Annotated in this window: 20 protein-coding genes; all 20 read right to left on the reverse strand. The window is 34.9% G+C overall.

Annotated features, from left to right (window positions below; all coding sequences use genetic code 11):
* Positions 1-305 precede the first annotated feature (305 nt).
* On the reverse strand, positions 306-647 hold the full coding sequence (locus tag QVA17_RS03250) for a PadR family transcriptional regulator (protein ID WP_287386414.1): 342 nt from the start codon (positions 645-647) through the stop codon (positions 306-308).
* Positions 648-661: 14 nt separating this feature from the next.
* On the reverse strand, positions 662-1,525 hold the full coding sequence (locus tag QVA17_RS03255; RefSeq protein ID WP_051195454.1) for an NUDIX hydrolase: 864 nt from the start codon (positions 1,523-1,525) through the stop codon (positions 662-664).
* A gap of 83 nt (positions 1,526-1,608) precedes the next feature.
* Complete coding sequence (cls, locus tag QVA17_RS03260; RefSeq protein WP_287386417.1) at positions 1,609-3,168, reverse strand: cardiolipin synthase; 1,560 nt, start codon at positions 3,166-3,168, stop codon at positions 1,609-1,611.
* A 117-nt stretch (positions 3,169-3,285) separates the two neighbouring features.
* Entirely contained in the window at positions 3,286-5,124 is a 1,839-nt protein-coding gene (locus QVA17_RS03265) for an ABC transporter ATP-binding protein (RefSeq protein WP_287386419.1), read from the reverse strand.
* Positions 5,114-6,889, reverse strand: a complete 1,776-nt coding sequence (locus QVA17_RS03270) for an ABC transporter ATP-binding protein (RefSeq protein ID WP_287386421.1) — start codon at positions 6,887-6,889, stop codon at positions 5,114-5,116. Before QVA17_RS03270 ends, QVA17_RS03265 begins: the two co-directional genes overlap by 11 nt.
* Positions 6,890-6,970: 81 nt before the next feature.
* Positions 6,971-7,474 carry an NUDIX hydrolase gene (locus QVA17_RS03275; protein WP_027431660.1) on the reverse strand — a complete coding sequence of 168 codons (504 nt, stop codon included), beginning with the start codon at positions 7,472-7,474 and terminating at the stop codon, positions 6,971-6,973.
* Positions 7,475-7,593: 119 nt separating this feature from the next.
* Complete coding sequence (locus tag QVA17_RS03280) at positions 7,594-8,742, reverse strand: pseudouridine-5'-phosphate glycosidase (RefSeq protein WP_287386423.1); 1,149 nt, start codon at positions 8,740-8,742, stop codon at positions 7,594-7,596.
* A 30-nt stretch (positions 8,743-8,772) separates the two neighbouring features.
* Positions 8,773-10,074, reverse strand: coding sequence for a diguanylate cyclase domain-containing protein (locus QVA17_RS03285; RefSeq protein ID WP_287386424.1), 1,302 nt, complete (start codon positions 10,072-10,074; stop codon positions 8,773-8,775).
* Between the two features lie 88 nt (positions 10,075-10,162).
* Positions 10,163-10,663, reverse strand: a complete 501-nt coding sequence (queF, locus tag QVA17_RS03290) for a preQ(1) synthase (RefSeq protein ID WP_027431658.1) — start codon at positions 10,661-10,663, stop codon at positions 10,163-10,165.
* An 83-nt stretch (positions 10,664-10,746) separates the two neighbouring features.
* Positions 10,747-11,457, reverse strand: coding sequence for a 7-cyano-7-deazaguanine synthase QueC (gene queC, locus QVA17_RS03295; RefSeq protein WP_287386425.1), 711 nt, complete (start codon positions 11,455-11,457; stop codon positions 10,747-10,749).
* A gap of 212 nt (positions 11,458-11,669) precedes the next feature.
* Entirely contained in the window at positions 11,670-12,353 is a 684-nt protein-coding gene (gene queE / locus QVA17_RS03300; protein WP_287386426.1) for a putative 7-carboxy-7-deazaguanine synthase QueE, read from the reverse strand.
* A 23-nt stretch (positions 12,354-12,376) separates the two neighbouring features.
* A complete protein-coding gene (gene queD, locus QVA17_RS03305) occupies positions 12,377-12,784 on the reverse strand; it encodes a 6-carboxytetrahydropterin synthase QueD (RefSeq protein ID WP_027431654.1) in 408 nt (135 codons plus the stop codon).
* 602 nt (positions 12,785-13,386) lie between these two features.
* Complete coding sequence (gltX, locus tag QVA17_RS03310) at positions 13,387-15,084, reverse strand: glutamate--tRNA ligase (protein ID WP_027431653.1); 1,698 nt, start codon at positions 15,082-15,084, stop codon at positions 13,387-13,389.
* 115 nt (positions 15,085-15,199) lie between these two features.
* Entirely contained in the window at positions 15,200-15,892 is a 693-nt protein-coding gene (locus QVA17_RS03315) for an ABC transporter ATP-binding protein (RefSeq protein WP_287386429.1), read from the reverse strand.
* The gene (locus QVA17_RS03320; RefSeq protein WP_287386431.1) at positions 15,893-17,401 is read right to left on the reverse strand and encodes a hypothetical protein; all 1,509 of its coding nucleotides are present in this window, start codon (positions 17,399-17,401) and stop codon (positions 15,893-15,895) included.
* Entirely contained in the window at positions 17,401-17,967 is a 567-nt protein-coding gene (locus QVA17_RS03325) for a stage II sporulation protein M (RefSeq protein WP_287386432.1), read from the reverse strand. Before QVA17_RS03325 ends, QVA17_RS03320 begins: the two co-directional genes overlap by 1 nt.
* A 76-nt stretch (positions 17,968-18,043) precedes the next feature.
* The gene (locus tag QVA17_RS03330; RefSeq protein WP_287386434.1) at positions 18,044-18,232 is read right to left on the reverse strand and encodes a hypothetical protein; all 189 of its coding nucleotides are present in this window, start codon (positions 18,230-18,232) and stop codon (positions 18,044-18,046) included.
* 273 nt (positions 18,233-18,505) lie between these two features.
* Positions 18,506-19,780, reverse strand: a complete 1,275-nt coding sequence (locus QVA17_RS03335; RefSeq protein WP_287386436.1) for a glycoside hydrolase family 25 protein — start codon at positions 19,778-19,780, stop codon at positions 18,506-18,508.
* A gap of 36 nt (positions 19,781-19,816) precedes the next feature.
* A complete protein-coding gene (locus QVA17_RS03340) occupies positions 19,817-20,650 on the reverse strand; it encodes a Cof-type HAD-IIB family hydrolase (protein WP_083330296.1) in 834 nt (277 codons plus the stop codon).
* A gap of 109 nt (positions 20,651-20,759) precedes the next feature.
* The gene (locus tag QVA17_RS03345) at positions 20,760-22,514 is read right to left on the reverse strand and encodes a cellulase family glycosylhydrolase (protein WP_287386439.1); all 1,755 of its coding nucleotides are present in this window, start codon (positions 22,512-22,514) and stop codon (positions 20,760-20,762) included.
* Positions 22,515-22,772 lie beyond the last annotated feature (258 nt).

The raw sequence follows: 22,772 nt of genomic DNA on the forward strand, positions 1-22,772 counted from the left end.
ATAGTTATTCTTGTATTGGGATAAAGGTTAGATAACATATATATTGTAGCATCCGTTATGGTAAATGCCTTATCGGGTGCCGATTTTTAATTCTAGCGCTTACGCGCTCTTTAGTGTATCAACATCTTATCGTGCGTCTTAACTGTACTAACTGTCTTAGTACAGTTATATTATTACTCTTAATTCATTTTTTGTCAATGATTAATTTATTCTTTTATCCAATCTTAAAAACAAAAAAATAGGAGGAAACTCCTGTATTTAAGGCGTTTCCTCACTTATCTTAGTTTTTGATAATTTTTATCAATTTAAAATTTTAGAATATTATTGACATTCGTATAAAATTCAGTCCACAAATTCTTTAGTTCATCTAGAACTACTAAACCTGGCATTGTTATTGAATAATACTTTCTACTAATTTCCCTTTCCTTTGGCTGTGTCCACTTTGCTACCACAAGACCTTCGTCTTCAAGTCTATATAGTATTGGATATAAAGTGCCTTCCTTTACGCTAAACATTCCGTTACTACGCTCTTTCATCTCTGTAAGAAGTTCATAACCATATTTCTCTTTTTCGCTTAGTAATTGAAGCACAAGTATTTCAAAAACACCCTTCTTTAACTGTCTCTCATACTTCTTGTTAACTGCCATCTCTACCTCTAATTCTAAATATATTCATGAACCTTTTCATTAATTAGTTCTTTAAATCTGCCATATCTTTTCTGTTCTGATGGTACAAATCTTTCTGATTCCACCATCTCAATAAATTCTTCATAAGGTATAAACTTATAGTCCATAGTTTCTCCAAGTTGAAGTTTAATCTTGGTTTCTGATTCAATCAAATTAATGTAACTATGGTAAATCACATGCTTTCTTGCATCTGAAAATTCATATAGAGGAATTAAGTCTTCTGGCGCTACTTTAATGCCAGTTTCCTCTAAAAGTTCACGAGCTGCTCCCTGTCTTGCAGTTTCACCCTTAAGGATTGAACCTCCCGTAACTTCCCATTTAAGGGGATAAGTCTTATTACGAGAACGCTGGGTAACTAAGATCTTACCTTCGTCCTTCGTAATCGTGTAAACCATTACTACTACATGATAAACTCCCTCTGGTAGTGATTTTGCCTGACTTCTTTTAACATCAAGGCCAAGTCTGTGTTCATCACAATCGTAGCCATCCCAGATTTCATCATCAATAACCTCTACAAAACCATCGTAATATTGCTCGCTAAAATATATCATTTCTTCAAGCTGCTGTCTTGTATAATGGATATTCTCTGGAACTACGAGCCAAACTGAGTTTGCATCATCCTTTCTTCTTGCCACTGCGGTCAAAACTCCTGTAAATTCATCAAGTGGTACATCCACGCCTAATACATAGGCCTCCTGTCTAGAAAATTCACCATTTTGCCCTATCTCACAATCTCTTTCTACGTACCCGCAATTAATAGGGTACACTATCGAGGGGTTGTCTTCGTCTGTACTGCCCAAGGGATGATCAATCTTAACAGTAACTGTTTCTTCTCTCATAATACCTCATTTCATATAACTTTTTAATTGCGCCAAAGGCGTCTCATGTGTTAAATATACACCAATATATTCCCAATCGCAACTTAGAACAATGGAGAAATTAATCTAATTAAACACTGCCAAAGTGTTAAGTGCTGATGCTTATAGTCAGAGTACTTCTCAGTTACATCCACTGATTTTTCAAATATTTCCTCAAAGTTTTCTCTAACACTTATTGCTGTATCTTTATCGTAAATAAGAGTACCATTTTCAAAATGATGATAAAGACTTCTAAAATCCATGTTAATTGTATTAACTGCTGAAATCTCATCATCGCAGGCCCACTGCTTAGCATGCATAAAACCTGGTGTATATTCATAAATTCTAACCCCGTGCTTTACAAGGCCAGGATAATATGAACGTGTCATTGAATAGGTAAGCTTCTTATCTGGTATTCCTGGAGTTACAATTCTTACATCTACCCCGCGTCTTGCAGCAAGAGTAAGTTCTCTTCTCATCTCATCGGTAATTAAAAGATAAGGTGTAGTGATATACACGTAATCCTTTGCATTCTTAATGATATTAAGATATACATTTTCGCCAACCCTATCTTCTCCAAGAGGACTATCTGCATAAGGGCTAACATAAGCCTTACTATCTCTTACCAAATATTCCACTGGAGAATAGTCTATATCAATATACTTGCTAATATCTTCATCCGTCTTTTTAATAGAATTCCACATAGACAGGAAAATAATTGTGTAATTATGCACAGCCCTTCCAACTACCTTGATTCCAGTATCATACCATTCCCCATATGGGTGAGTAATATTAAAATATTCATCAGCAAGATTATAACCACCAGTCACTGCATAAAGGCCGTCAACTACTGTAATCTTTCTATGATCTCGATTATTCATAAACATATTAAAGACTGCGCTAACTGGGTTAAAGACTCGACAGTCAATGCCCTTTTCTCGCATCTCTTTAATAAAGTCCTTATTTAAGAAAAATATACTACCAACATCATCGTAAAAGAGACGAACCTCTACTCCTGCTGCCGCTTTTCTTATAAGTACATCCTTAATTCGACCAAAGCTTGTGGCATCTTCAATGGCGTGATATTCCATGAAAATGAACTTCTTTGCAAGCTCTAGTGTGGATATCAAGCTTTCAAGCCCATCTTCTGAACAGCCATGATATTCAACTGCTGTCTTATTATGAACTGGAAAAGCCATGTGATTATAAAGGTACTTAAATTCATTTGAAATAGCTTTATCCTTTTGTTCAAGTTCCTTTGCCACTGCTTCATCTTGAACCATAAAAGGATCAATTTCCTCTACCATATTTTCAAATCTAATTCTAGCTTTCTTAGTAATTACGGGTCTTCCATATAGAAAATAAAGCGGAACACCCATAACAGGTAAGCTTAATATAACTATTATCCAAGGTGAACGCATTGAGGCATTACTTGTCTTTACATGCATCTTAAGCACAATAAAAATCGCTATAATTGTAAAAACTAAATTGATACTTGCCGCATAATTAAATACCATTAGTACTAAAGTCTCTGTCCAAACGATCTGTAAAACAAACATAAGGGCAGCCATAATCAGACGTCCAGCACTATTCTTTGCGGAAGTTTTCTTTTCTGTACGCATCATTACTCAGTATTCCTTTATTTAAATTCAATAACTTATCACATCAAAAATTACATCAATATTATTATATACCATATTCTATAAACTGCCTATAATCACAATCTTAATATATTATTAAATCTAAATTTCCTGACCTGCAAACTGAGTCATATAAAGCTCGTAATAACGCCCCTTTGCCTTAAGTAATTCCTTATGATTGCCTATTTCTACGATTTTTCCCTGATCCATAACCACAATTTTATCGGCATCCTGAATAGTTGATAGTCTATGGGCAATTATAAGGCTAGTTCTATCCTTCATAAGATTAACCATGGCATCCTGAATTCTCTTTTCAGTTCTTGTATCTACAGAAGAAGTGGCCTCATCTAATATAAGAATCTTTGGCTTTGCAAGGAAAGCTCTAGCAATACTTAAGAGCTGTCTTTGTCCTTGGGAAATGTTTTGTCCTTCCTTAGCTAATCTAAAGTCGTATTTATTCTTAAAATGATTTATCATGTTCTTACAATGACTATGTTTTGCAGCCTCTTCCACCTCTAAATCTGTAGCCTCTAAATTAGAGTACTTAAGATTATTCTTAACAGTATCTGCAAAAAGCACTGTATCCTGTAGAACTATGGCTGTATTCTTTCTTAGATTATTACAGTCAATGTCCTTTATATTCACACCATCAATTAAAATCTCGCCACTATCTATATCGTAAAAACGCATTAATAGATTTACCACAGTTGTCTTACCACTACCTGTAGAACCAACTAATGCCACCTTTTCCCCTGCCTTGACCTCTAAGTTAAAGTCATATAAAACCTGCTTTTCTGGCACATAAGAAAAGTTTACATTTTTAAAGCTAATAAGTCCCTTTGAAGAATCCATAAGCTTAGTTCCTGACTTATCCTCCTTTGGCTCATCCATTATGGCAAAGACACGTTCAGCACCGGCAATGGCTGTCTGAATCTGGCCGTAAATGTTAGCAAGCTCATCAATAGGTCTACCAAACTGCTTAGCATAGACAATAAAGGCAGAGATTACGCCAACGGAAATCACCCCATTTATGGCAAAATATCCACCAAAGGCCGCAATAATTACAAAACCAATGTTATTAATGACATTCATAATTGGTCCCATAGAACTTCCTAAAACCTCTGCCACAATACCAACTCTTGTAAGATTATTTGATGTATTGGCAAATTCCTTTAAAACCTCTTCCTGTCTATTATAGGCTGTTACTGTCTTGTAGCCTGTAATCATCTCTTCAACAGTACCATTTAGGCTACCAAGTAAGACCTGTCTTTTCATGTAAAACTTTCTCATGGCCTTTGATAAATACTTAGTGGCAAGCAAAGTAAGAATTACTGTGATTATGGAAAATGCAGCAAGCTCCGGACATAAGTAGATCATCATAAGGGCTGTGCCTATAATTGTAAGGATACCGGAAAATAGTGATGATAAACTCTGGGAAATAGTTGTAGATACATTTTCCACATCATTAGTCATTCTACTCATAATGTCACCGTGAGAGTGGGCATCTAAGTACTTTATAGGTAGGTTAACGATGCAATCAAACAAATCCTCTCGTAGTCTCTTTACAATCCTTTGGCTAAGCATGGCGCTAAGTCTAGTTTGTACAAAACTAAAGAGGCTATAAATTCCATAGGTAATTAGCATAACAACAAGGATTGGTCCTACTGCCTTGTAGTTTCCATCTGTAATACTATCAATGGCATTACTTTGAAGCTTTGGGGCATAGACACTAGCAATTACAACGATTACTACTGCAAGCAAAAGTAAAGCCACAGTATTTAACTCTTTTTTAAAATAATTCACTAGTCTTTTTAGGGTAACTCCTGTGTTTTGAGCCTTCTCAACCACTGCTCCTCTATTTCTAGGACCCTTGCCGCCCATCATATTATTGTAGTTTTTCATATCTGCCTGTTTTGAAAGGTTTGATGTATTATTCTGCAATCTGGCCACCCCCTAACTGTGAATTATAGATATCCTGATAAATTGGGCTTATCTTTAGCAATTCTTCGTGACTTCCCACAGCTGATAACTTGCCCTCATCTATAATTACGATTCTATCTGCATCCTTAACAGATGCGATTCTTTGAGCCACAATAATCTTAGTAGTGTTAGGATATTCTTCCTTTAAGGCCTTGTATAGATTAGCCTCTGTCTTTAAATCAAGGGCTGAGCTAGCATCATCAAATATAAGGATATCCGCCCCCTTAATTACAGCTCTAGCAATAGCTAGTCTTTGCTTCTGTCCACCAGAAAGACTTGTACCCCCTTGAGTTACTACTGTGCCAACTCCTTCTGGCTTATTCTCTATAAACTCTAGGGCCTGTGCCATCTTAGCAGCATGCATAACTCTGTCATAGTCTGCATCTTTCTTACCCCAAGAAATATTTTCTCTTATAGTCTCACTAAAGATTTCGCTTTTTTGAAGGGCGATAGCAATCTTATCTCTTAAGGCCTTTAGCTTGTAGTCTCTAACATCCACGCCATCAATTAGCACCCTTCCTGAACTTACATCATAAAATCTAGGAATTAAATTTACCAAGCTAGACTTACCACAACCTGTCTCCCCAAGGATTCCAATGGTTTCTCCCGGCCTTATATGTAAACTAAAGTCCTTGATAATTAAATCCTCTTTTTGTGTAGGATAGGCAAAAGATACATTTTCAAAAATAATATCACCAGGCTTCTTATCCCTCTCTTCGTCTCTTGCACTTCCGTCGTCTCCCTTAAATCCTTCAAAATCTCCATCCTTAATTTCTGGAAGGCAATTTAGCACCTCCAAAATTCTCTTTCCAGATGCCATACCACGAGATGCATTTTGGAAAATCATATTCATACGCATAACTGCATTAAGAACCTGTGATGCGTAAGTGATGGCCGCCATAACCTCCCCCGGTGTGACGCTGCCATTCATAACATTAATCTGGCCCACCTTAATAATGGCAACCACTGAAAAGTTAAGAATCACGTTCATAATAGGAGTCATGTAAGAAAGAAGTAAGAGTACGTCAAGCTGGGTATTTACTAATTCATCGTTGGATTTTCCAAATCTCTTCTTTTCGTAATCCTCTCTAACATAAGCCTTTACAACTCTAGAGCCTGCTACATTTTCCTGCATAACGTTATTTAAGTTGTCTAGTTTCTTTTGAAGAATTGTGAACTTAGGATTGGCCTTGGCAATAAAATATACTACGCAAAGCAAGATTAGTGGTAGAGAAATTCCAATAACCACGCCAAAACTTAAGTTTAGACTAAGCATGCAAAAAAGGCCGCCAATAAAGAGAATAAAGGTTCTAACAAAACCTCGAAGGGCCATCTGCACGAAATTTTGCACCTGAGTTACATCATTAGTAACCCTTGTAATTAGTGAGCCTGTGGAGAATTCATCTGTCTGTGAAAATGAAAAGCCCATTATACGACTAAACAAATCCTTTCTAACATCATTACCGAAATTCTGACCTGCGATATTGGCAAAAATTCCGGACATAATGCCACAAACACCACCAATAAACACAAAGAAAATCATCATAAGGCCCAGTCTAATAACTAGTCCAAGGTCACCAACACCGTTATTTGAAAGGCCAAGAACACCTTCATCTACAATTTTACTCATAAGTCTTGGCTGTAAGAGGTCCATGCTGGCCTCCCCAATCATAAATAGTGGGGCTAGAACTGCTGCCCACCAGTATTTTTTAATGTACTTAATCATATAAGCCTCCCCATATATTTCTGCCCATACGCAGAGTAAAAAAAGGACAGGCCATTAAAATAAATGACTTGTCCTTAAATTCTAATCTTCAAAAACTTTCTTTATACTTTCGTAATGTAAGAATTCGCCGCGATCAGCGATTTCCTTTATCTCATCTAAACTAGCAAATTTAAAACCTAGTGTCTCTTCTTCCTGTAACTTAACATCCTCGTCCTTAACATCCATCTCAAATCGATAGATATCAACGAAGTAGTTATCCTTCTCTTCAGGATTATCTCTTCTATAACTAAAAACGTAACCGCCCTTAGCATTAGTTACATCAATGCCTGTCTCTTCTTTAATTTCTCTTCTTACAGCATCGATGGAATCTTCACCAGCCATAGCGGCACCACCGGAAACTTCCCAATGCCCTGGAGCCCAAGCCTTTGTAAGTACTCTTCTTGTAATTAAAAATCTACCATCAGGTCTTTTAATTACGCCAAGTACTGTTAGGTGATAGTCTCCCGGCTGCATGTTCCAATCGTTACGCTTCATGGTTCTGCCTGTTCTTTCTTTATTAACATTATAGATATCCCATAATTCCATTGTCATTTCCTCGCAAATTTTTTTCCATAAGTTTAGCATGCCTTCTTTCGAAAACATGCTATATTACTACATACATTTGAAATTATATCACACAAAAACACTTTATTTCAATGAATTGTTTAACTTATAGTTTTTTCAAACTCCTCTTTTAAACTAGCCTGACGCTCAGGGGAAAGATTATTAAAAATCATCTTGCAAGCATCATAGGTCTGAGCAAATCTCTTAACTGCAAAGAGCCATAAATAAAAATCCATAATCTTAGAGGAATTATTATTAGAGTTTGCAGTAAGAATAGGGTCTGCTACCTTCTTTATGTTATCAGATACATTTGCCTTAACCACATGTGGCGTGCTTTCTTTAAACATTGCAAAGGATATCCAAGCTGCAAGCTGAGCGTTACTATTGATGTTATGTAAAAATGAAGTCTTACTAGCACCGTTAGTTAACTCCCTTACTCGTCTAAACATGTAGTCATTAAAATCTGTACCCTTAATATCTCTTTGTCTTGCCTCATTAAAAGCCTCTGTTATGGCCTTTTCAATGTCTTCTTCATTTATCTCATGACTTTTTGAAACTGGATTTAAAAGTAAGTAAGAAGAATCAATCTCTAAGGCGTTCTTAATATTGTAACTTACAGCAATAGCCTGAGGTGTCTCAAGTCTATAGCTAAGTCTTACATCTGAATTAGAGTAATAAAAGCTTGGTAAGTAATCAGTCTTAAAGCCAGCTACATAAATTTCCTTTTCCTCAAGCTTTGTCATAGTTTCCTTGATGTTATAACCGGGTCTAATGCCTGAACATACTAGTAGCACATTGCTTGCTGATAAAGACTCAATATCATAAGAGCTTTCAAAGCCTTCTAGCAATTCCTTATTAACACCTGCAATTGAAGAGGCTGAAACTACCTTTATGCCTACCTTTGAAGCTATGTAAATAACTGCAGATAAAAGCATATTGCCAGTTTCATTAGCAGCAAGTGCAATGGGTAAGTCTCGCTTACTAATTCGAGATATATTTTCCCTATTATGACCTAAAAAATCTATATCAGAATCCGATAAACCTACCTTTATTCTTCCATTCGCAACATACATAAGAGCTGGAACTACGCCATACTCCTTAATTGCGTTAATTAATGACTTAACCAATTCAACATTCTCTGGATATTGTAAGTTAAGAAAAATCGATGCCACTTCAAGGGCAACTATTGGAGTTTTTGATTTTATAGCTGTAGATATCTCATCTGATATATCTATATGTTTACATTCCATAACCGTATATCCACCTTATATATAATCTAGCTAAAATCCTGATACAACTTGATTTCTTCCTGTGGACTTAGCTGTATACAAGAGCTCGTCGGCTCTCTTAATGACTAAGTTGTTCTCGTCGTTTTCCTTACCTCTAGTAATCCCAAAGGACATAGTTACAGAAATCTCATAACCATTAACGTGAACAACCTCCGCTCTGATTCTATCAAGAATTCGATTTAGGTGCTTAATTGATGAGTCATAGTCCATCCTATCAAACACGATTAGAAATTCTTCGCCACCCCAACGGGCAACAAAGCCTCTGCCCTGCATTCCTTTCTTTAAAATGTTGGCAACAGCCACTAAGACTGCATCTCCCGCATCGTGTCCATAGGTATCGTTAACTTTCTTGAAATAGTCGATATCCCCAATTGCTACATTGAACTGAGTTCCCTTTTCTCTAGCTCGGTTAATAATGCTTCTAAGCCTTGTATCACCGCGCCTTCTATTGTTAATCTGGGTTAAAGTATCGAGTTCAATCATAGCCCTAAGGGCTGTCTGCATTTTCACAACGGCCTTGGCCATACTTCCAAATTCATCATTTCTATTCAAAATATTAGGATCTAGGCTGCCATCTAGTTTACCCTTAGATACCTTAGTAAATTGCTTCTCAAGTTTAGAAATCACAGAAACGAAATTTCCTGTGCTCTTATAACTAATAAAGCCAATCATAATTATTCCGATAGTTCCAATAATATAAACTGGGATTAGTTTTAGTAAAATGTAGGTGTTGACCTGATTGGCAGGCTTAACCACCTCTACCATTCCAGCAATAGAGCCATCTGAATTATAGAGAACTTTATAATATGCATAGTAATTGATTCCATTCAAAGTGACATTATTATAAAACTTTGACTTGCCTTTTTCTAGTACATCTTTTTTAACTTTACTGTGTGCAGCAATGCTTACAATACGCGCTCCGTCACTATATTTAAGAGTTGAGATTACTCTAAGGTCATTATAAAAAAATGTAATTCCCATGTTAGTTCCATCAACCAAGGAATCAATTAAATCGTAATTGTTATTAAGAAGAGTCTCACCCTTATAAATTGCGACCTCCTCTTCTCCCACCTTAGTGTAGTCTCCTGGATTCTCTCTATCCATCATGTTAATTGCAGTATTCGCAAAATCAATTAGGTTCTGCTTAATGTTATTATCAATAGCATTACGCATCATAGCATGAGAAACAAACACAATAATCACAAGCATAAAAACAGCTGGAATTGTTGCTGCTCTCATCATTTGGTTACGAATACTTTTAGGACTCTTTTTACTAGCTTTTTTAGCTTCCATAAATTACCCTCTACTATTTAACCCCTATTATATTGTTCCAAAATATCTAACTAAATAATAGCACATAAAGAGGGCAACCACAAGAAACTTATCTATTATCAACCTTCTCTGGATACATGTCGTGGTGAGTTAATCTGTCAAATGCAACCTCTTCCCACTTAGTACCCTTCTTACCGTAATTGCAGTAAGGATCAATAGAAATTCCTCCTCTTGGAGTGAATTTTCCCCAAACCTCAATATACTTAGGATCCATAAGCTTAATTAAATCCTTCATAATGATGTTTACGCAATCTTCGTGGAAATCGCCATGGTTTCTAAAGCTAAATAAGTAAAGCTTAAGTGACTTACTCTCCACCATTAATTCTCCTGGTACGTAGGAAATATAGATTGTCGCAAAATCTGGCTGTCCTGTAATAGGGCAAAGTGATGTAAACTCTGGACAGTTGAACTTTACAAAATAGTCATTTCCTGGATGCTTATTAACAAATGTCTCTAAAACTTCTGGTGCGTAGTCTGACTTATACTTAACGCCAGCCTGACCTAATAATGTAACATTTTCTCTCTCTTCTGGTTTTCTTGTTGTACTCATTTTATACCTCCGGCTAATTAGCCTACCTTTCTGTATGATATCTTTACCATGATTATAGTTTAGTATTTAAATTAGTCTATAAATTAATCTTCAAACTCGTATGTTAAGGCTGGATCTGGGGCTCCGTTAAGTCTGAAAGCTTCCGCTCTATCAATACATGTACCGCAAACGCCACATGGCTTATCCTTGCCTTCATAGCAGCTCCATGTGTACTTATATGGAACGCCAAGTCTAAGGCCTTCCTTTACTACATCTGCCTTATGAGAATTAATAAATGGAGCAACAATCTTTACCTGCTTTCCACTTCCCTCATAAATTGCCTTATTCATAGCATCGTTAAATACTGTTGAGCAATCAGGGTATGCGCTACCTGCTGCATCATCTGCATGTGCACCATAGTAAATTACGCTACATTCCTTAGAAAGAGCAAAACTTGCTGCTGATGAAAGGAATAAACCATTTCTAAATGGAACGTAAGTTGAAACTGGCTTTCCATCTGTTTCTTCAAGCTGCTTGGCATAACTTTCCTTTGGAATCTCTTCTTCAGAACCCTTTAAAAGGGAACAATTACTATATGTAAAAATCTTTGCTAAATCGAGAGTGTAGAGCTCAACGCCGTAAAATTCACAGACCTTTTTAGCGCTCTTTACTTCTCTGTCATGCTTCTGTCCGTAGCTAATTGAAAGAGCTACAACATTTTCCTTACCATATTTATCCACTGCCATACCAAGACATGTTGTACTATCGATTCCACCACTACATAGTACTAATGCTTTTTCTTTTTTCTCTACCATAATCTTAACCTTCCTTTTTTAATGTATTTTGTCGTAGTTAGCTTCGCTAACTGCGATAGGGGGGAACATCAGCCATTAGATTCGCTTCGCGAAGGGCTGACGCTTGGTCACAACTAGCTGCGCTAGTTATGACAGGGGGAACATCAGCCATTAGATTCGCTTCGCGATGGGCTGACGCTAGGTCGTAATTAGCTTCGCTAAATTACGACAGGTTAAACTCCTTGCTTGTTTGGGTCCCAGATGATTTTGTGCATCTGTAACTGTAAGAAGACATCATTCATTTCATGCTCCTTCATAAAATCAACGATTTCCACTGGTTCAATCTGTCCAAACACAGGGCTTATAATACAATTTGCTTTTGAAGTTAAATCATATTTTGTTATGATTTCAAGTGTTCTTTCAAGGTCAGCTCTGCTGCCACTAACAAACTTTACTGAATCCTCCTTATGAAGATAGTTAAAGTTTTCTGTATCCATGGCTGCCTCGCAACCTGAACTTGCAAGCTTATAATCAAGTGTCATAACCGGACGACGCTTCCAATCATCATATTTCTTAATTGGTTGACTTCCGTTTGTTTCAATTTCAAGTCTAATATCATCTAACTCTAAAATAGCTGCAATAAGTTGGTCTACATCCTTCTTTAAAAGAGGTTCGCCACCTGTTAATGTCACATTTTTACAATTAGAATTCTTAACAATATCAACGATTTCTCTTATTGTCTTTTTCTCAAATTTAACATCTGCTTTATTAGCCCACTTAGTATCGCAATAGCTACAATCAAGGTTACATCCTGCAAGTCTAATAAAAAGTGCTAACTGACCTGCTCTTCTACCCTCGCCATTAATACTTATAAAATGTTCTACTAAAGGAAATGTTAACTCATAATTAATGTCCATTTTATTCAATTCCTTTTCTACTATTACTTTGTGTATGTTGCGTAGTTCTTTGGTGTCTCATATACCTTAATTTCTACGATAGGATAATTCTTCTTTTCTAACTCCTCAAAGAAAAACTTTGCAAAACCTTCAGCAGTTGGCATAAAATCCATAATGTTAATCTTAAAGCCCTCATCCATTAAAGCTTCAAGAGTTGCAGGCTTTAAACTATCCTTCTTCATTATTAAACTATGATCAAAATTATCGCAGATCTCCTTTAGGTCTCTCTTAATGTCAGTAAAATCAACTAACATGCCAAGCTCATCAAGCTCCTCGCCCTTAAGAGTTGCCTCAATACTCCATCTATGACCGTGAAGATTCTTACATTTACCTGGGTAACCGGCAAGAAAATGTGCCGCATCGAATTCAGCTTTTGTTGTCACACTATACATAATAATTTCTCCTTATAACACTACTAAAACACTAATTATCATGTACCATCAGACTAAAAATAAATAAAGCCCCAGAGTAAAACACTTCTGGGGCATAAATTCAGAATTTAGCCCTAGTTTTATTTAACGACAGGATGGTACAAATGAACTGTCAATTGTAAAAAGGAGGGACCCACGAAGTGGGAGGATTCCTTATTACACGTGCACATCTAATTGCCAACGGCAATTCTAATGATGTGCACTCCTTGAATTTGCCTTAAGGGGGACCGCGTAAGCGGTGGATTCCTTAAGGCCCAAGCTGAAACTTTAGTTTCAGCTTGATGTGTGCAAGTACTTCATAATTAAATATTGAGGTACTTGCACACATAAAGGAGGTGCCCACGAAGTGGGCAGATCCCTTGCTACACGTGCACATCTAATTGCCAACGGCAATTCTAATGATGTGCACTCCACAAACGTCGACAAATTCGCTTTAGCTAATTTGTTGACATTCCTTATTAAAAAGAAACATCCGCGAAGCGGCTATTTTCTCCTCACATATTATGAGAATTTATCGTTTCTTTTCAACATTTATTTTCATTATTCAATTTTCTATACTAATCTTACTTAATACAAGCCTGAATCTTTTCTCTCATTACATCCTCACCCATAATATGAACAATAGTCCAAAGGTCAGGTGTGTTAGCTCTGCCAGTTACTGCAATTCTTACAGCTTCAGCAATATCTGAAACTGAACCCTTGAAGTTCTCTGGATTAGCCTTATAAGCCTTCATATCTGATGCATATCCTAATTCATCAGCGATTTCCTTAAGCTTGTTAAACCAAGCAGAGTTGTCATCGTTGTGGTCATACTTAGCAAGGTAAGCTGTTAAGATCTTACTGATTTCTTCAGAATCTAATCTAAAGTCATCCTTTTCCTTACCATTCATATCAACTTCTCCACCTTCAATAAATGGTTCAGTTACTGCATCAATGCCAAAGAAGTAATCAAAGAGGTTAAGAATCTGTCTAGCATACATAAGATCCTTTCTTCTTCTCTTAGCACCAACACCCATGTATAAACGAAGGATTGAAAGCATCTTTTCCTTATCGGCAAACCAAATCTTAGCCTTCTCTGGTTCATTTTCCATAGCCCAGTTATAAAGGAATTCATAAACATCTTCCTCTGATAACTTAGAGAACTCGTTCTTACAAATGTTATGAAGCTTTTCCTTATCAAAAAGAGCACCAGAAACACTCATCTTCTCAACTGTAAATGGGAATTCATTAATATCCTTATCAGGATACTTGTCATGCCATTCCTCAAAGTTAGAGTTAAGAAGTGTAAGAAGATAAACCTTCATTGTATATGGATGATAACCATCTTTACGGTAATAATCAAGGCTTAACTCTGGATCCTTTCTCTTAGATAACTTTCTCTTACCACCAGTTGTTTCATCAAACTTCATAAGATGAGCTGTATGAGCATACTTAGGCATCTTAAATCCTAACACATGGAATAATTCATAATGTGTAGGAACTGATGATAACCACTCGCCACCTCTAATAACTGTTGTTGTTCTCATGAAATGATCATCAATCGCATGAGCAAAGTGATATGTTGGAATACCATCCTTCTTTAAAAGAACGATATCGTGAATGTTCTCTGGTAATTTAATTTCACCCTTAATGCTATCAACAAATGTGATTTCCTTATCTGGGCTACCCTGTGAACGAAGTCTTAATACATAAGGCTTACCTGCCTTAATATTCTCTTCGATTGTCTCGTATGATAAATCACGGCTAATAGCGTACTTGCCATAGTAACCTGTAAGTTCCTTATTAGCTTCCTGCTTCTGTCTGATTTCTTCAAGTTCTTCCTCAGTTGCGAAACAAGGATAAGCTAAACCTCTTTCAACTAATGATTTTGCAAATGTATGATAAATCTCTACTCTCTGTCTCTGGAAATAAGGACCATAAGCATTACGAGGATCTGAATCATCGAAACCTGCACCCTCATCAAATTCAATATCAAAATATCTTAAAACGTTAATAATAATATCAACGGCACCGTCTACTTTACGCTTTTCATCTGTATCTTCAATACGAAGATAAAAAACTCCACCCTTTCTATGAGCAATTCTTTCATCAGCTAATGCTGAGTAAAGGTTACCTAAATGAATAAAACCTGTAGGTGATGGAGCCATACGTGTAACTTCAGCACCGTTAGGTAACTTTCTATATGGGAATTTCTCTTCATAATACTCTGGTGTATGTTCTACATCAGGAAATAAAAGATTAGCTAACTTCTGATAATCCATAATATCCTCCTAAACTATTTTATAAGCTCTCGCTTATATCCAACTAAAAAAATAGATTGAACTGTAAAAGACAATCCAATCTATTTTACACATTTTTTAGCATTTTTTCAACACGTTATTTTTCGCCAGCATTAATAATAGAAAAATAGTATTCTTCTATATCTTTATAATTTTCCATTATATCTTCAAAATCATCTGTCTCATTAATAATTTCACCATCTTTTATAAATATCAAAGAATCACAAAGTTTATCAGCAAGGGAAAGAATATGTGTTGAAACTATTACCAAATGTCCCTCTTTAGCATAATCTTTTATTAAATCTGATACTAGCAAAATACCCTTAGGATCAAGGCCAGAAATATATTCATCTAAAAGTAGCACTTTAGGTTCTAAAACCATTGCACACATTAACTGAATTCTTTTTTTCATGCCTAAAGAACAATCTTTAATTGGCTTATCAGCATATTCATAAACCATATATTTTTTTAAAAGCGCATCTTCATTAATCTTTAACTTATTAACAGAAGCAACAAATTTTAAATGTTCCCTAGCTGTTAAAGATTCATACAAATTAGGCTGTTCAAAAACATATATAACATCCTTTTCGTCTTCATTTATATTAATAGATATATTTCCTTCATCAATATATGAAAGGCCACTAATACATCTAAAAAGAGTTGTTTTACCAGCTCCATTTGGTCCTAGTAAACCATATACCCTATTATTATTTAGATTTATATTTACATTTGATAAAACACATTTATCCTCATATTTTTTTGATAAACCACTTATCTTTAAAAGACTCATTTAAACCTCCTCGTATAGTGCAATTAACCATTTTCTTTCCTTCAAAAGATTAGTAAGCTTGATTTTTTGCCAAATACTATAAAATAAACATAAAATGCAAACACCAATTTGCGATACTAATAAAACAAAGCAATTAATTTCTCCACTAACATAAAAAACAACGGGCAAAATATAAACTATTCCTATTATCATAATTTTAAAGCCTACACCAGTCTCATTAATAATGCGTTTATCACTAAACTTATTTGCATCATAGTTCTCATTAATACGAGCAGCTTTATCTATAACACTAAGATTATATTCATAAAACATAAGTATCGCCATTATAAAAATATATACGGAATTTGATACAGCAATTAAAATATCCAAAAAATTCCTTACAATGAAAATGTTCATAATAATATAAATTACAGTTATAGGTAAAATACATCTTTTTATATAGTTCTTTTCTTTATATTTAAGCAATAAATTAATATTCCCTAACCAATGATGAATTGCATTTCCATCATAATCCATATATACCCAATTATTAATCGCTAAATAATCATCGAAAACATAAAAGAAACCATATGTTATTAATAGCAATTCAAATATAAGTCTATTATTTTCTATTAATTTTTTCATTGTAACAGGCATTATTAGAAGGCCAAAAACAAAGGATATAACTACTATTCCCAAAAAATTAGCATCAAAAAGGCTACTGTTTTTAAACTCATATAATTTTATTTCTTCTTTATTCGCTGTAAAAGCTTTCTTTATAAGCATAAAAATTAACAGAAATAAAAATGTTATTACTAAGCTTTTTAAAAAGATAAGAAAAAAATCTTGTAAATTATAGACATCTAAATAATTGAAAAAATCAGACCTCCAACTATTAAGTTTTTCTATTGTATTTTCCTTATCAATAAAAGGACAAGCTAATATCCATTTTGAAAGCATTTGACCAAATGTCATTGCTATAATAAACATTCCAATTTTTACAAACTTAGTTATATATACATGCTTAGTCTTATTAATCCAAATCATAAAAAATAATTCAAAAGCTGCTCCTATAACAAAAACTAAAGCAACAGCAATTAAAACAATAATTTTTTCTGTGAATAAAAAAGACATCATGTAATATAATAAACACATATATATAGCTAATGAGCTAGACATATTGTAAACCAACTCAACAACACATGCATTTCTTACATATTTTCTATAATCTATATTAAACATACTTTTTAAGTAATCTTGTTTATCATGATTTTCAAGGGCCATTTTAACTGCCACGCTAGATGACCTTAGATCTAATATATAAAACATTAATATAACCACAAATTCAACTATAAATCCTATATATCCATTAAACAAAAAATTACAAAACATCACTGATAAAAGCGTTTCAATTATAAGAGTTATTATTTGAAAAAAAATGATTATATTTACAGACACTTTTTTAAAAAGAGATGCATAAAGAGATCTTTCTTTAACTTTTCTATAATATTCCCAATATAATAATCTCACTAATTACCTCCATTTCCCCAATAATTAGCTAGAGGATACGATACATTTACCTCAAGCATTGCCGCAAACATAAACATAAGGATTATAATCAAAAATAATTTTATATATTCCATTCTCTCAAATTTATATTCCTTATATATTCCAAAGCTTGCAGATAATAATAAAGCTGGTATTTCTATAATTGAATGAGGTAATAAAGATAACAATATTATTTTTGAAACATTTGAAATGAAGTAAGAACTAATAACTATTCCCAAAAAAGCGCCATTTATTATTAGCATAATCTTACTTATATATTTTCCAAACATATGTCCCATAATCATGATTAAAGCTACGGTAATATTATGCAAAAATATATTTATAAATTTTGGTTCAAGTCCAACATTTAAATCGGCTTCACTAATAATTTTAAAGGTACTGTTTACATGATTTATAGAATAAATACTAAATGCAAAAGCTATTACCAGGCCAATAAGCATTAAAATCAAGCATCTAGGTATCTTGCTTATATAATAATAAATTATGGATTGGGGGCTAATTTCTCTTTTAACTGCCAGATTCTTCATATCTAGTCCTCCATTTTTTATAATAAAAAGGTCTACATATTTAAATGTAGACCCGAAATTCTTATTAGTAATTATTCTATGCAGCAATAATCACTTTCTTAATGCCAGTTTGAAATGCTTTTTTTACAATATAAGCAGTTATTCCACCACCACCAATTAGTGCAATAATACTAGTTGCTGTAGCACCAGCATTAATTGCTGCAATAACAACCGAAGCATTAGCACCTGTAATTACTCCAGCAGATGTTAATTTTGCAATAAACATTGTCTACCTCCTTAACTATTGATTTTTTTCAATAAAAGTAGTACGATGTCCGAGTACTACTTTTATAGTACGCTTGCACTAATCAAGATTTAGTTTCCAGCTTTCCCTTGATTAGTGCTTTTTTGTTCTGCAGAACAATAACATAGTATCATGATTTAATTTTTTTGTCAAATTAATTTATAAATTTTTTTACAATAAATTAAAAGGCACAGTTTACTATCCTAAAACAGTCTACTGCGCCTTTTTTATTCTAATTAAATATCCTAATATTCATCAATTATAATCAAACAGGGCTATATCCATATCAACGTTTCCACTAATACCTGCTACCCTACCTGTAGATTTATACTGCCACATGCAATAAGGAATATCACTATAACTTAATAAGCTATCACCCTGCTGCCATGTTGCATCTGTGTTTTGATATTTATAAAGATATGTTGCAAGCCATACCTTATACTTACTTGTAAGTACAGATGTATTAACTGCATTTCTCCAATCATTTCTATTAAAATAAATCATTGGTGTATAGCCATAACTTTTTACTGTATCTGCAAATGTTTCACAAATCTCTGTTAAAGCTGTAGTACTTAAATTAGCTGAAGCTACTCTGTAACCACTTGCTGATTCCCAGTCAAAGGCTACTGGATATGTAATATTATAATCTTTAATTAAATCTATACATAGGGAAGCTTCTTCATAGGCTTCTGTTACAGAAGTTGCCTGTGAGAAGAAATAAACTCCCACTTTTAATCCAGCATTAAGTGCACCTTGGATATTCTGTCTAAAGCATGAATCTTCATACAATCCACCATCACCTATAGAACGACCACCACACTTGATAATTACAAAACTAATACCAGAGTTCTTAACCTGATTCCAATCAATAGATCCCTGCCACTTAGATACATCTATTCCATTTACAATAGTTGCATATTCTGTCCTAGTTGGTGTTGTTGCTGCCTCTGTAGTTGTAGGCGCCTGTGTTGTAGTTTCTTGTTGTGACGAACTTGTTTCCTGTGATGTTGTTGTTTCTTGATTTGTTGTCTCTTGACTCTGAGTTGCCCCACTTGTTGGAGCTTGTGTTTCTGATGTTGTTGCAGCTGGTGCTGGAGTTGCTACCATTGCTTCTGAATCATCAACAACTTCTACGTTACCACCCATTACTTCGCTTTTATTAGAAGTATCCACTTCAGCTACTTCTAGTTCTTCTATCGGAATAACTTCTACATTTCCACTTGCTATCATATCAAGTATCTTTTCTTCTGTTACTGTTGTGTCTTCCTCGGTTACAGTATCTGCTGCCACTTCTGTTGTCTCTTCTAATGTCTCTTCTGTTGTCTCTTCATTTTCAGTAATCTCTTCTGTTTCCATTGTAGCCTCGCTAGTTTCCTCTGCTACAACCTTTGAACTATTAGAATTAACTGCTATTACAGTTCCCGTTACTGCTGTTGCCGTAACTGCCGCTGCTGCAAGTCCAATCAAACTTTGCTTATAGTAAACAGACAAAAAGCCCTTTACCACTTCAAATAATTTGCCAAACTTCATAGTTGTCCTCCAAATTTTCAAGTCTAAGTTTTCAAGTTAAATAATTTCGAGGATATTTTTAAGTGCATAAACTACACCATCCTCGTCATTGGAAAGTGTTATATAATCAGCTTCTTTTTTAAGAGCATCATTGGCATTAGCTACTGCTACGCCTGCTCCCGCAAATTTGATCATATCTATGTCGTTATCTGCATCACCAAATGCTGCTATTAAATCCCTATCAATCCCTAAGTACTCTGAAAGGAATTTAAGACCTGACGCTTTTCCGCAATCCTTATAGGAAAACTCAAGCATTACAGGACTAGCACTTGTAATATAAACATCGGATGTTAAAGATTTTATCTCATCTATAATCTTTTCCCTAACATCAAAGTCTCCTAGTATTATATTCATACAATCTAAATTGTCTTTATTTTCTGAGATAAACTCTACAATGTTATCAATTGGATGTCTTGTTTTTCTTATGTATTCTACCGAACGTACTTTATCTCCTACGATAAGAGGATTCTCAATATAATCCTTTTGTGCGTAGGCCGTTCCATTAATAAAGCACTCAAATGTTATTTCTTTGTATTTTTTAGACATGCTTAAAATTAAATCCACAGAACTCGCTAATAATTTATAAGCCTTTATCAGCTCCTTGTTCTTAACTTTATAGATAGCCGCTCCATTACTTGTAATTGCATATTCAATGCCAGGAACTTTTAACACTTCTTCTGGAAGAGCATCAAATGCGCGTCCACTAGCAATACACACATTAACTCCATTATCCATGGCAGTCATTAAAGCATCTTTTGTTTCTTCGGATAATTTTCCATTATTATTCAGTGTTGTTCCATCTAAATCTAGAGCAATTAATTTTACGTCCATAAGCCTCCTATCTATCTTGACACAACATTGCATAGTATAGTCTCATTGAAAACTTTTGTAAACAAAATGTCCAATATTTTCAAAATTATTTTTTGAACAAAAGGGACATTTACTGATTTTTTATAGCTTTCATAAACCACTTTCCCGCATCACTATAATCATCTTCACTCCAACCGCTTGTTTTTGAACAAGAAGACTTAATTAGAGCTGAAGTTTCTTGCTTATTGCAAAGGCTCCAAGCTATGTAACTTATATTGTTTTCGTTTAGTAAATTAAGCCACGAATTTGCCCATGTATAATCAATTCCACCTGAACCTGAAGCATCACAAATGCTACATTCAGATACAAATACAGGAACTCCGTTATTAATGGCGTATTTTAACTTATTTTGTATTGCTTCTTTATGAGTTGCAGCGTAAAAATGTAGGCTATAGCACACATTTGCATCATCAATAGTATTGCCTACAACTGCATCTACGTCCTGCGACCAAGTGTTGGTGCCAACAATAATTAGGGCCTGAGAATCATTTTCCCTAATAGCTGAAATAACGCTTTCAGCGTAAGGCTTTATCTGACTTGACCACTCTGCTCCAACTGGTTCATTACAAATCTCATAAATTACATTTTCATAATCTTTGTATTTACTAGACATTTCTTTAAAGAAATCAATAGCTTCGTCATTGGTTTCATTAGGATTATAATTTAGAACATGCCAATCAATAATTACGTACAAACCTAGATTGGCTGCCGCTTTAACCCCTTCATCGATTTTGGATTTTAGACTTTCCTTATCCCCACCTGATAAATAACCAGCGTATTCCTTAGGGTACATGGCAATTCGAATCACGTTGATGCCCCAGTCATTCTTTAAAGTCGAAAGTGCCGCACTGTTTAAATACTCTGGAAACCAGGATATTCCATGTGTGCTAACCCCTCTTAACTGCACTTGGCTTCCGCTTGAATCCACCAAATGGCTTCCCGAAACTCTCACTCTGCCTGTTGGAATTCTTGCAGATCCATATGTGATTTGACTGTTATCCCCTGAATTTGCTGTTTCTTCATTATTTGTAACTGCGCTATCTGCGCTTTTTGTGTCTTCTAAGGCAACGACTCCAGTAGTCACCTCTTCTTCATTAGTTGTAGCTTCTGTACTTTCTCTTTCCTTTGCCACTAATTCCTTAGATTCATTAGAATAATCAATTGCAGTTTTCGCTGAAGCCAAGGCTCCATTAGCATATGGAAAATGTAGTTCTGCCCCGATTAGTGCACATTTGCCACAATCTAAGAGCTCCCCTTCTTGATTTTCCTCTGCCACAGGCTCGCTTAGCTGCTCATTAGCTGCATTAGTTATACTTCCATTAGAGTCACTAGTTGAATCAGTAGCTGTGGTGTTTGTGGTGTTATTTGATTCATTACTAGAACTTGTTGGATTTGTGGAAGAAGTTGTCTCATAACTTGTTACAATAGTTACATTTCCAAGACTTGTCTCCCCACTAGAACTAAGAATTAAGCCGACGTTAGAAATACTCATAGAAGCTTCAATCACTTGATTGTAAGACTCTGGACTTATCTGCCAGTAACTTCCGCAATCAGTGATACTACAGCACCAAGATTGGCTAAGGCTAAAAGAACCCTTATCTAACTTTAACTGCCAATCTGTTAGTCTTTTTGACGAATTGTTAGTTATTGTAATGTTAAACTGCGCAAAATACTCGCCGTTTGATTCCCAAGAATTTGACTTATCAATGCTTACAGTTGCATCATTGTCTGCTAATACCTTCTTATAGCAAAAGCCAAAATCTAGGGATACAAAAACTAAAACAAGAGCCAAAAGAACTGTTAAAATCCCTTTTTTTCTACTCATATTCACTTTTACCATCTCCTAAAATCTTAAATTCATTTTATCACAATACATTTAACAGGTAAAGAATTTAACCATTAAAAAAAGCCCAATCTATCATAGATCGGGCTTTTAAACTTTTATTTAGTTTATGTGTAAGGTTTCTATAGTCAAGACTCGCTCGCGAGTCTTGCGCGCCGGATTCGGGTCTGCTTCAGCAGACAAATTCCTGTCCGAATCCGTGCGCATCCTCGCGGAGCGTTTAACTCAGTCGGAGCTTGT

It is taken from the genome of Lachnospira sp. (assembly GCF_016290755.1).
Taxonomy (GTDB): domain Bacteria; phylum Bacillota; class Clostridia; order Lachnospirales; family Lachnospiraceae; genus Lachnospira; species Lachnospira multipara.

What these genes read in the sequence shown, in the direction of transcription:
- queE (WP_287386426.1), bottom strand. Translation starts at nt 12,353, where the DNA reads ATGGACATTAATTATGAGTTAACATTTCCTTTAGTAGAACATTTTATA.
- QVA17_RS03330 (WP_287386434.1), bottom strand. Translation starts at nt 18,232, where the DNA reads ATGTTTATTGCAAAATTAACATCTGCTGGAGTAATTACAGGTGCTAAT.
- cls (WP_287386417.1), bottom strand. Translation starts at nt 3,168, where the DNA reads ATGATGCGTACAGAAAAGAAAACTTCCGCAAAGAATAGTGCTGGACGT.
- QVA17_RS03250 (WP_287386414.1), bottom strand. Translation starts at nt 647, where the DNA reads ATGGCAGTTAACAAGAAGTATGAGAGACAGTTAAAGAAGGGTGTTTTT.
- QVA17_RS03345 (WP_287386439.1), bottom strand. Translation starts at nt 22,514, where the DNA reads ATGAGTAGAAAAAAAGGGATTTTAACAGTTCTTTTGGCTCTTGTTTTA.
- queF (WP_027431658.1), bottom strand. Translation starts at nt 10,663, where the DNA reads ATGAGTACAACAAGAAAACCAGAAGAGAGAGAAAATGTTACATTATTA.
- queD (WP_027431654.1), bottom strand. Translation starts at nt 12,784, where the DNA reads ATGTATAGTGTGACAACAAAAGCTGAATTCGATGCGGCACATTTTCTT.
- QVA17_RS03285 (WP_287386424.1), bottom strand. Translation starts at nt 10,074, where the DNA reads ATGGAAGCTAAAAAAGCTAGTAAAAAGAGTCCTAAAAGTATTCGTAAC.
- QVA17_RS03335 (WP_287386436.1), bottom strand. Translation starts at nt 19,780, where the DNA reads ATGAAGTTTGGCAAATTATTTGAAGTGGTAAAGGGCTTTTTGTCTGTT.
- QVA17_RS03280 (WP_287386423.1), bottom strand. Translation starts at nt 8,742, where the DNA reads ATGGAATGTAAACATATAGATATATCAGATGAGATATCTACAGCTATA.
- queC (WP_287386425.1), bottom strand. Translation starts at nt 11,457, where the DNA reads ATGGTAGAGAAAAAAGAAAAAGCATTAGTACTATGTAGTGGTGGAATC.
- QVA17_RS03255 (WP_051195454.1), bottom strand. Translation starts at nt 1,525, where the DNA reads ATGAGAGAAGAAACAGTTACTGTTAAGATTGATCATCCCTTGGGCAGT.
- QVA17_RS03315 (WP_287386429.1), bottom strand. Translation starts at nt 15,892, where the DNA reads ATGAGTCTTTTAAAGATAAGTGGTTTATCAAAAAAATATGAGGATAAA.
- QVA17_RS03325 (WP_287386432.1), bottom strand. Translation starts at nt 17,967, where the DNA reads ATGAAGAATCTGGCAGTTAAAAGAGAAATTAGCCCCCAATCCATAATT.
- QVA17_RS03275 (WP_027431660.1), bottom strand. Translation starts at nt 7,474, where the DNA reads ATGGAATTATGGGATATCTATAATGTTAATAAAGAAAGAACAGGCAGA.
- gltX (WP_027431653.1), bottom strand. Translation starts at nt 15,084, where the DNA reads ATGGATTATCAGAAGTTAGCTAATCTTTTATTTCCTGATGTAGAACAT.
- QVA17_RS03340 (WP_083330296.1), bottom strand. Translation starts at nt 20,650, where the DNA reads ATGGACGTAAAATTAATTGCTCTAGATTTAGATGGAACAACACTGAAT.
- QVA17_RS03270 (WP_287386421.1), bottom strand. Translation starts at nt 6,889, where the DNA reads ATGATTAAGTACATTAAAAAATACTGGTGGGCAGCAGTTCTAGCCCCA.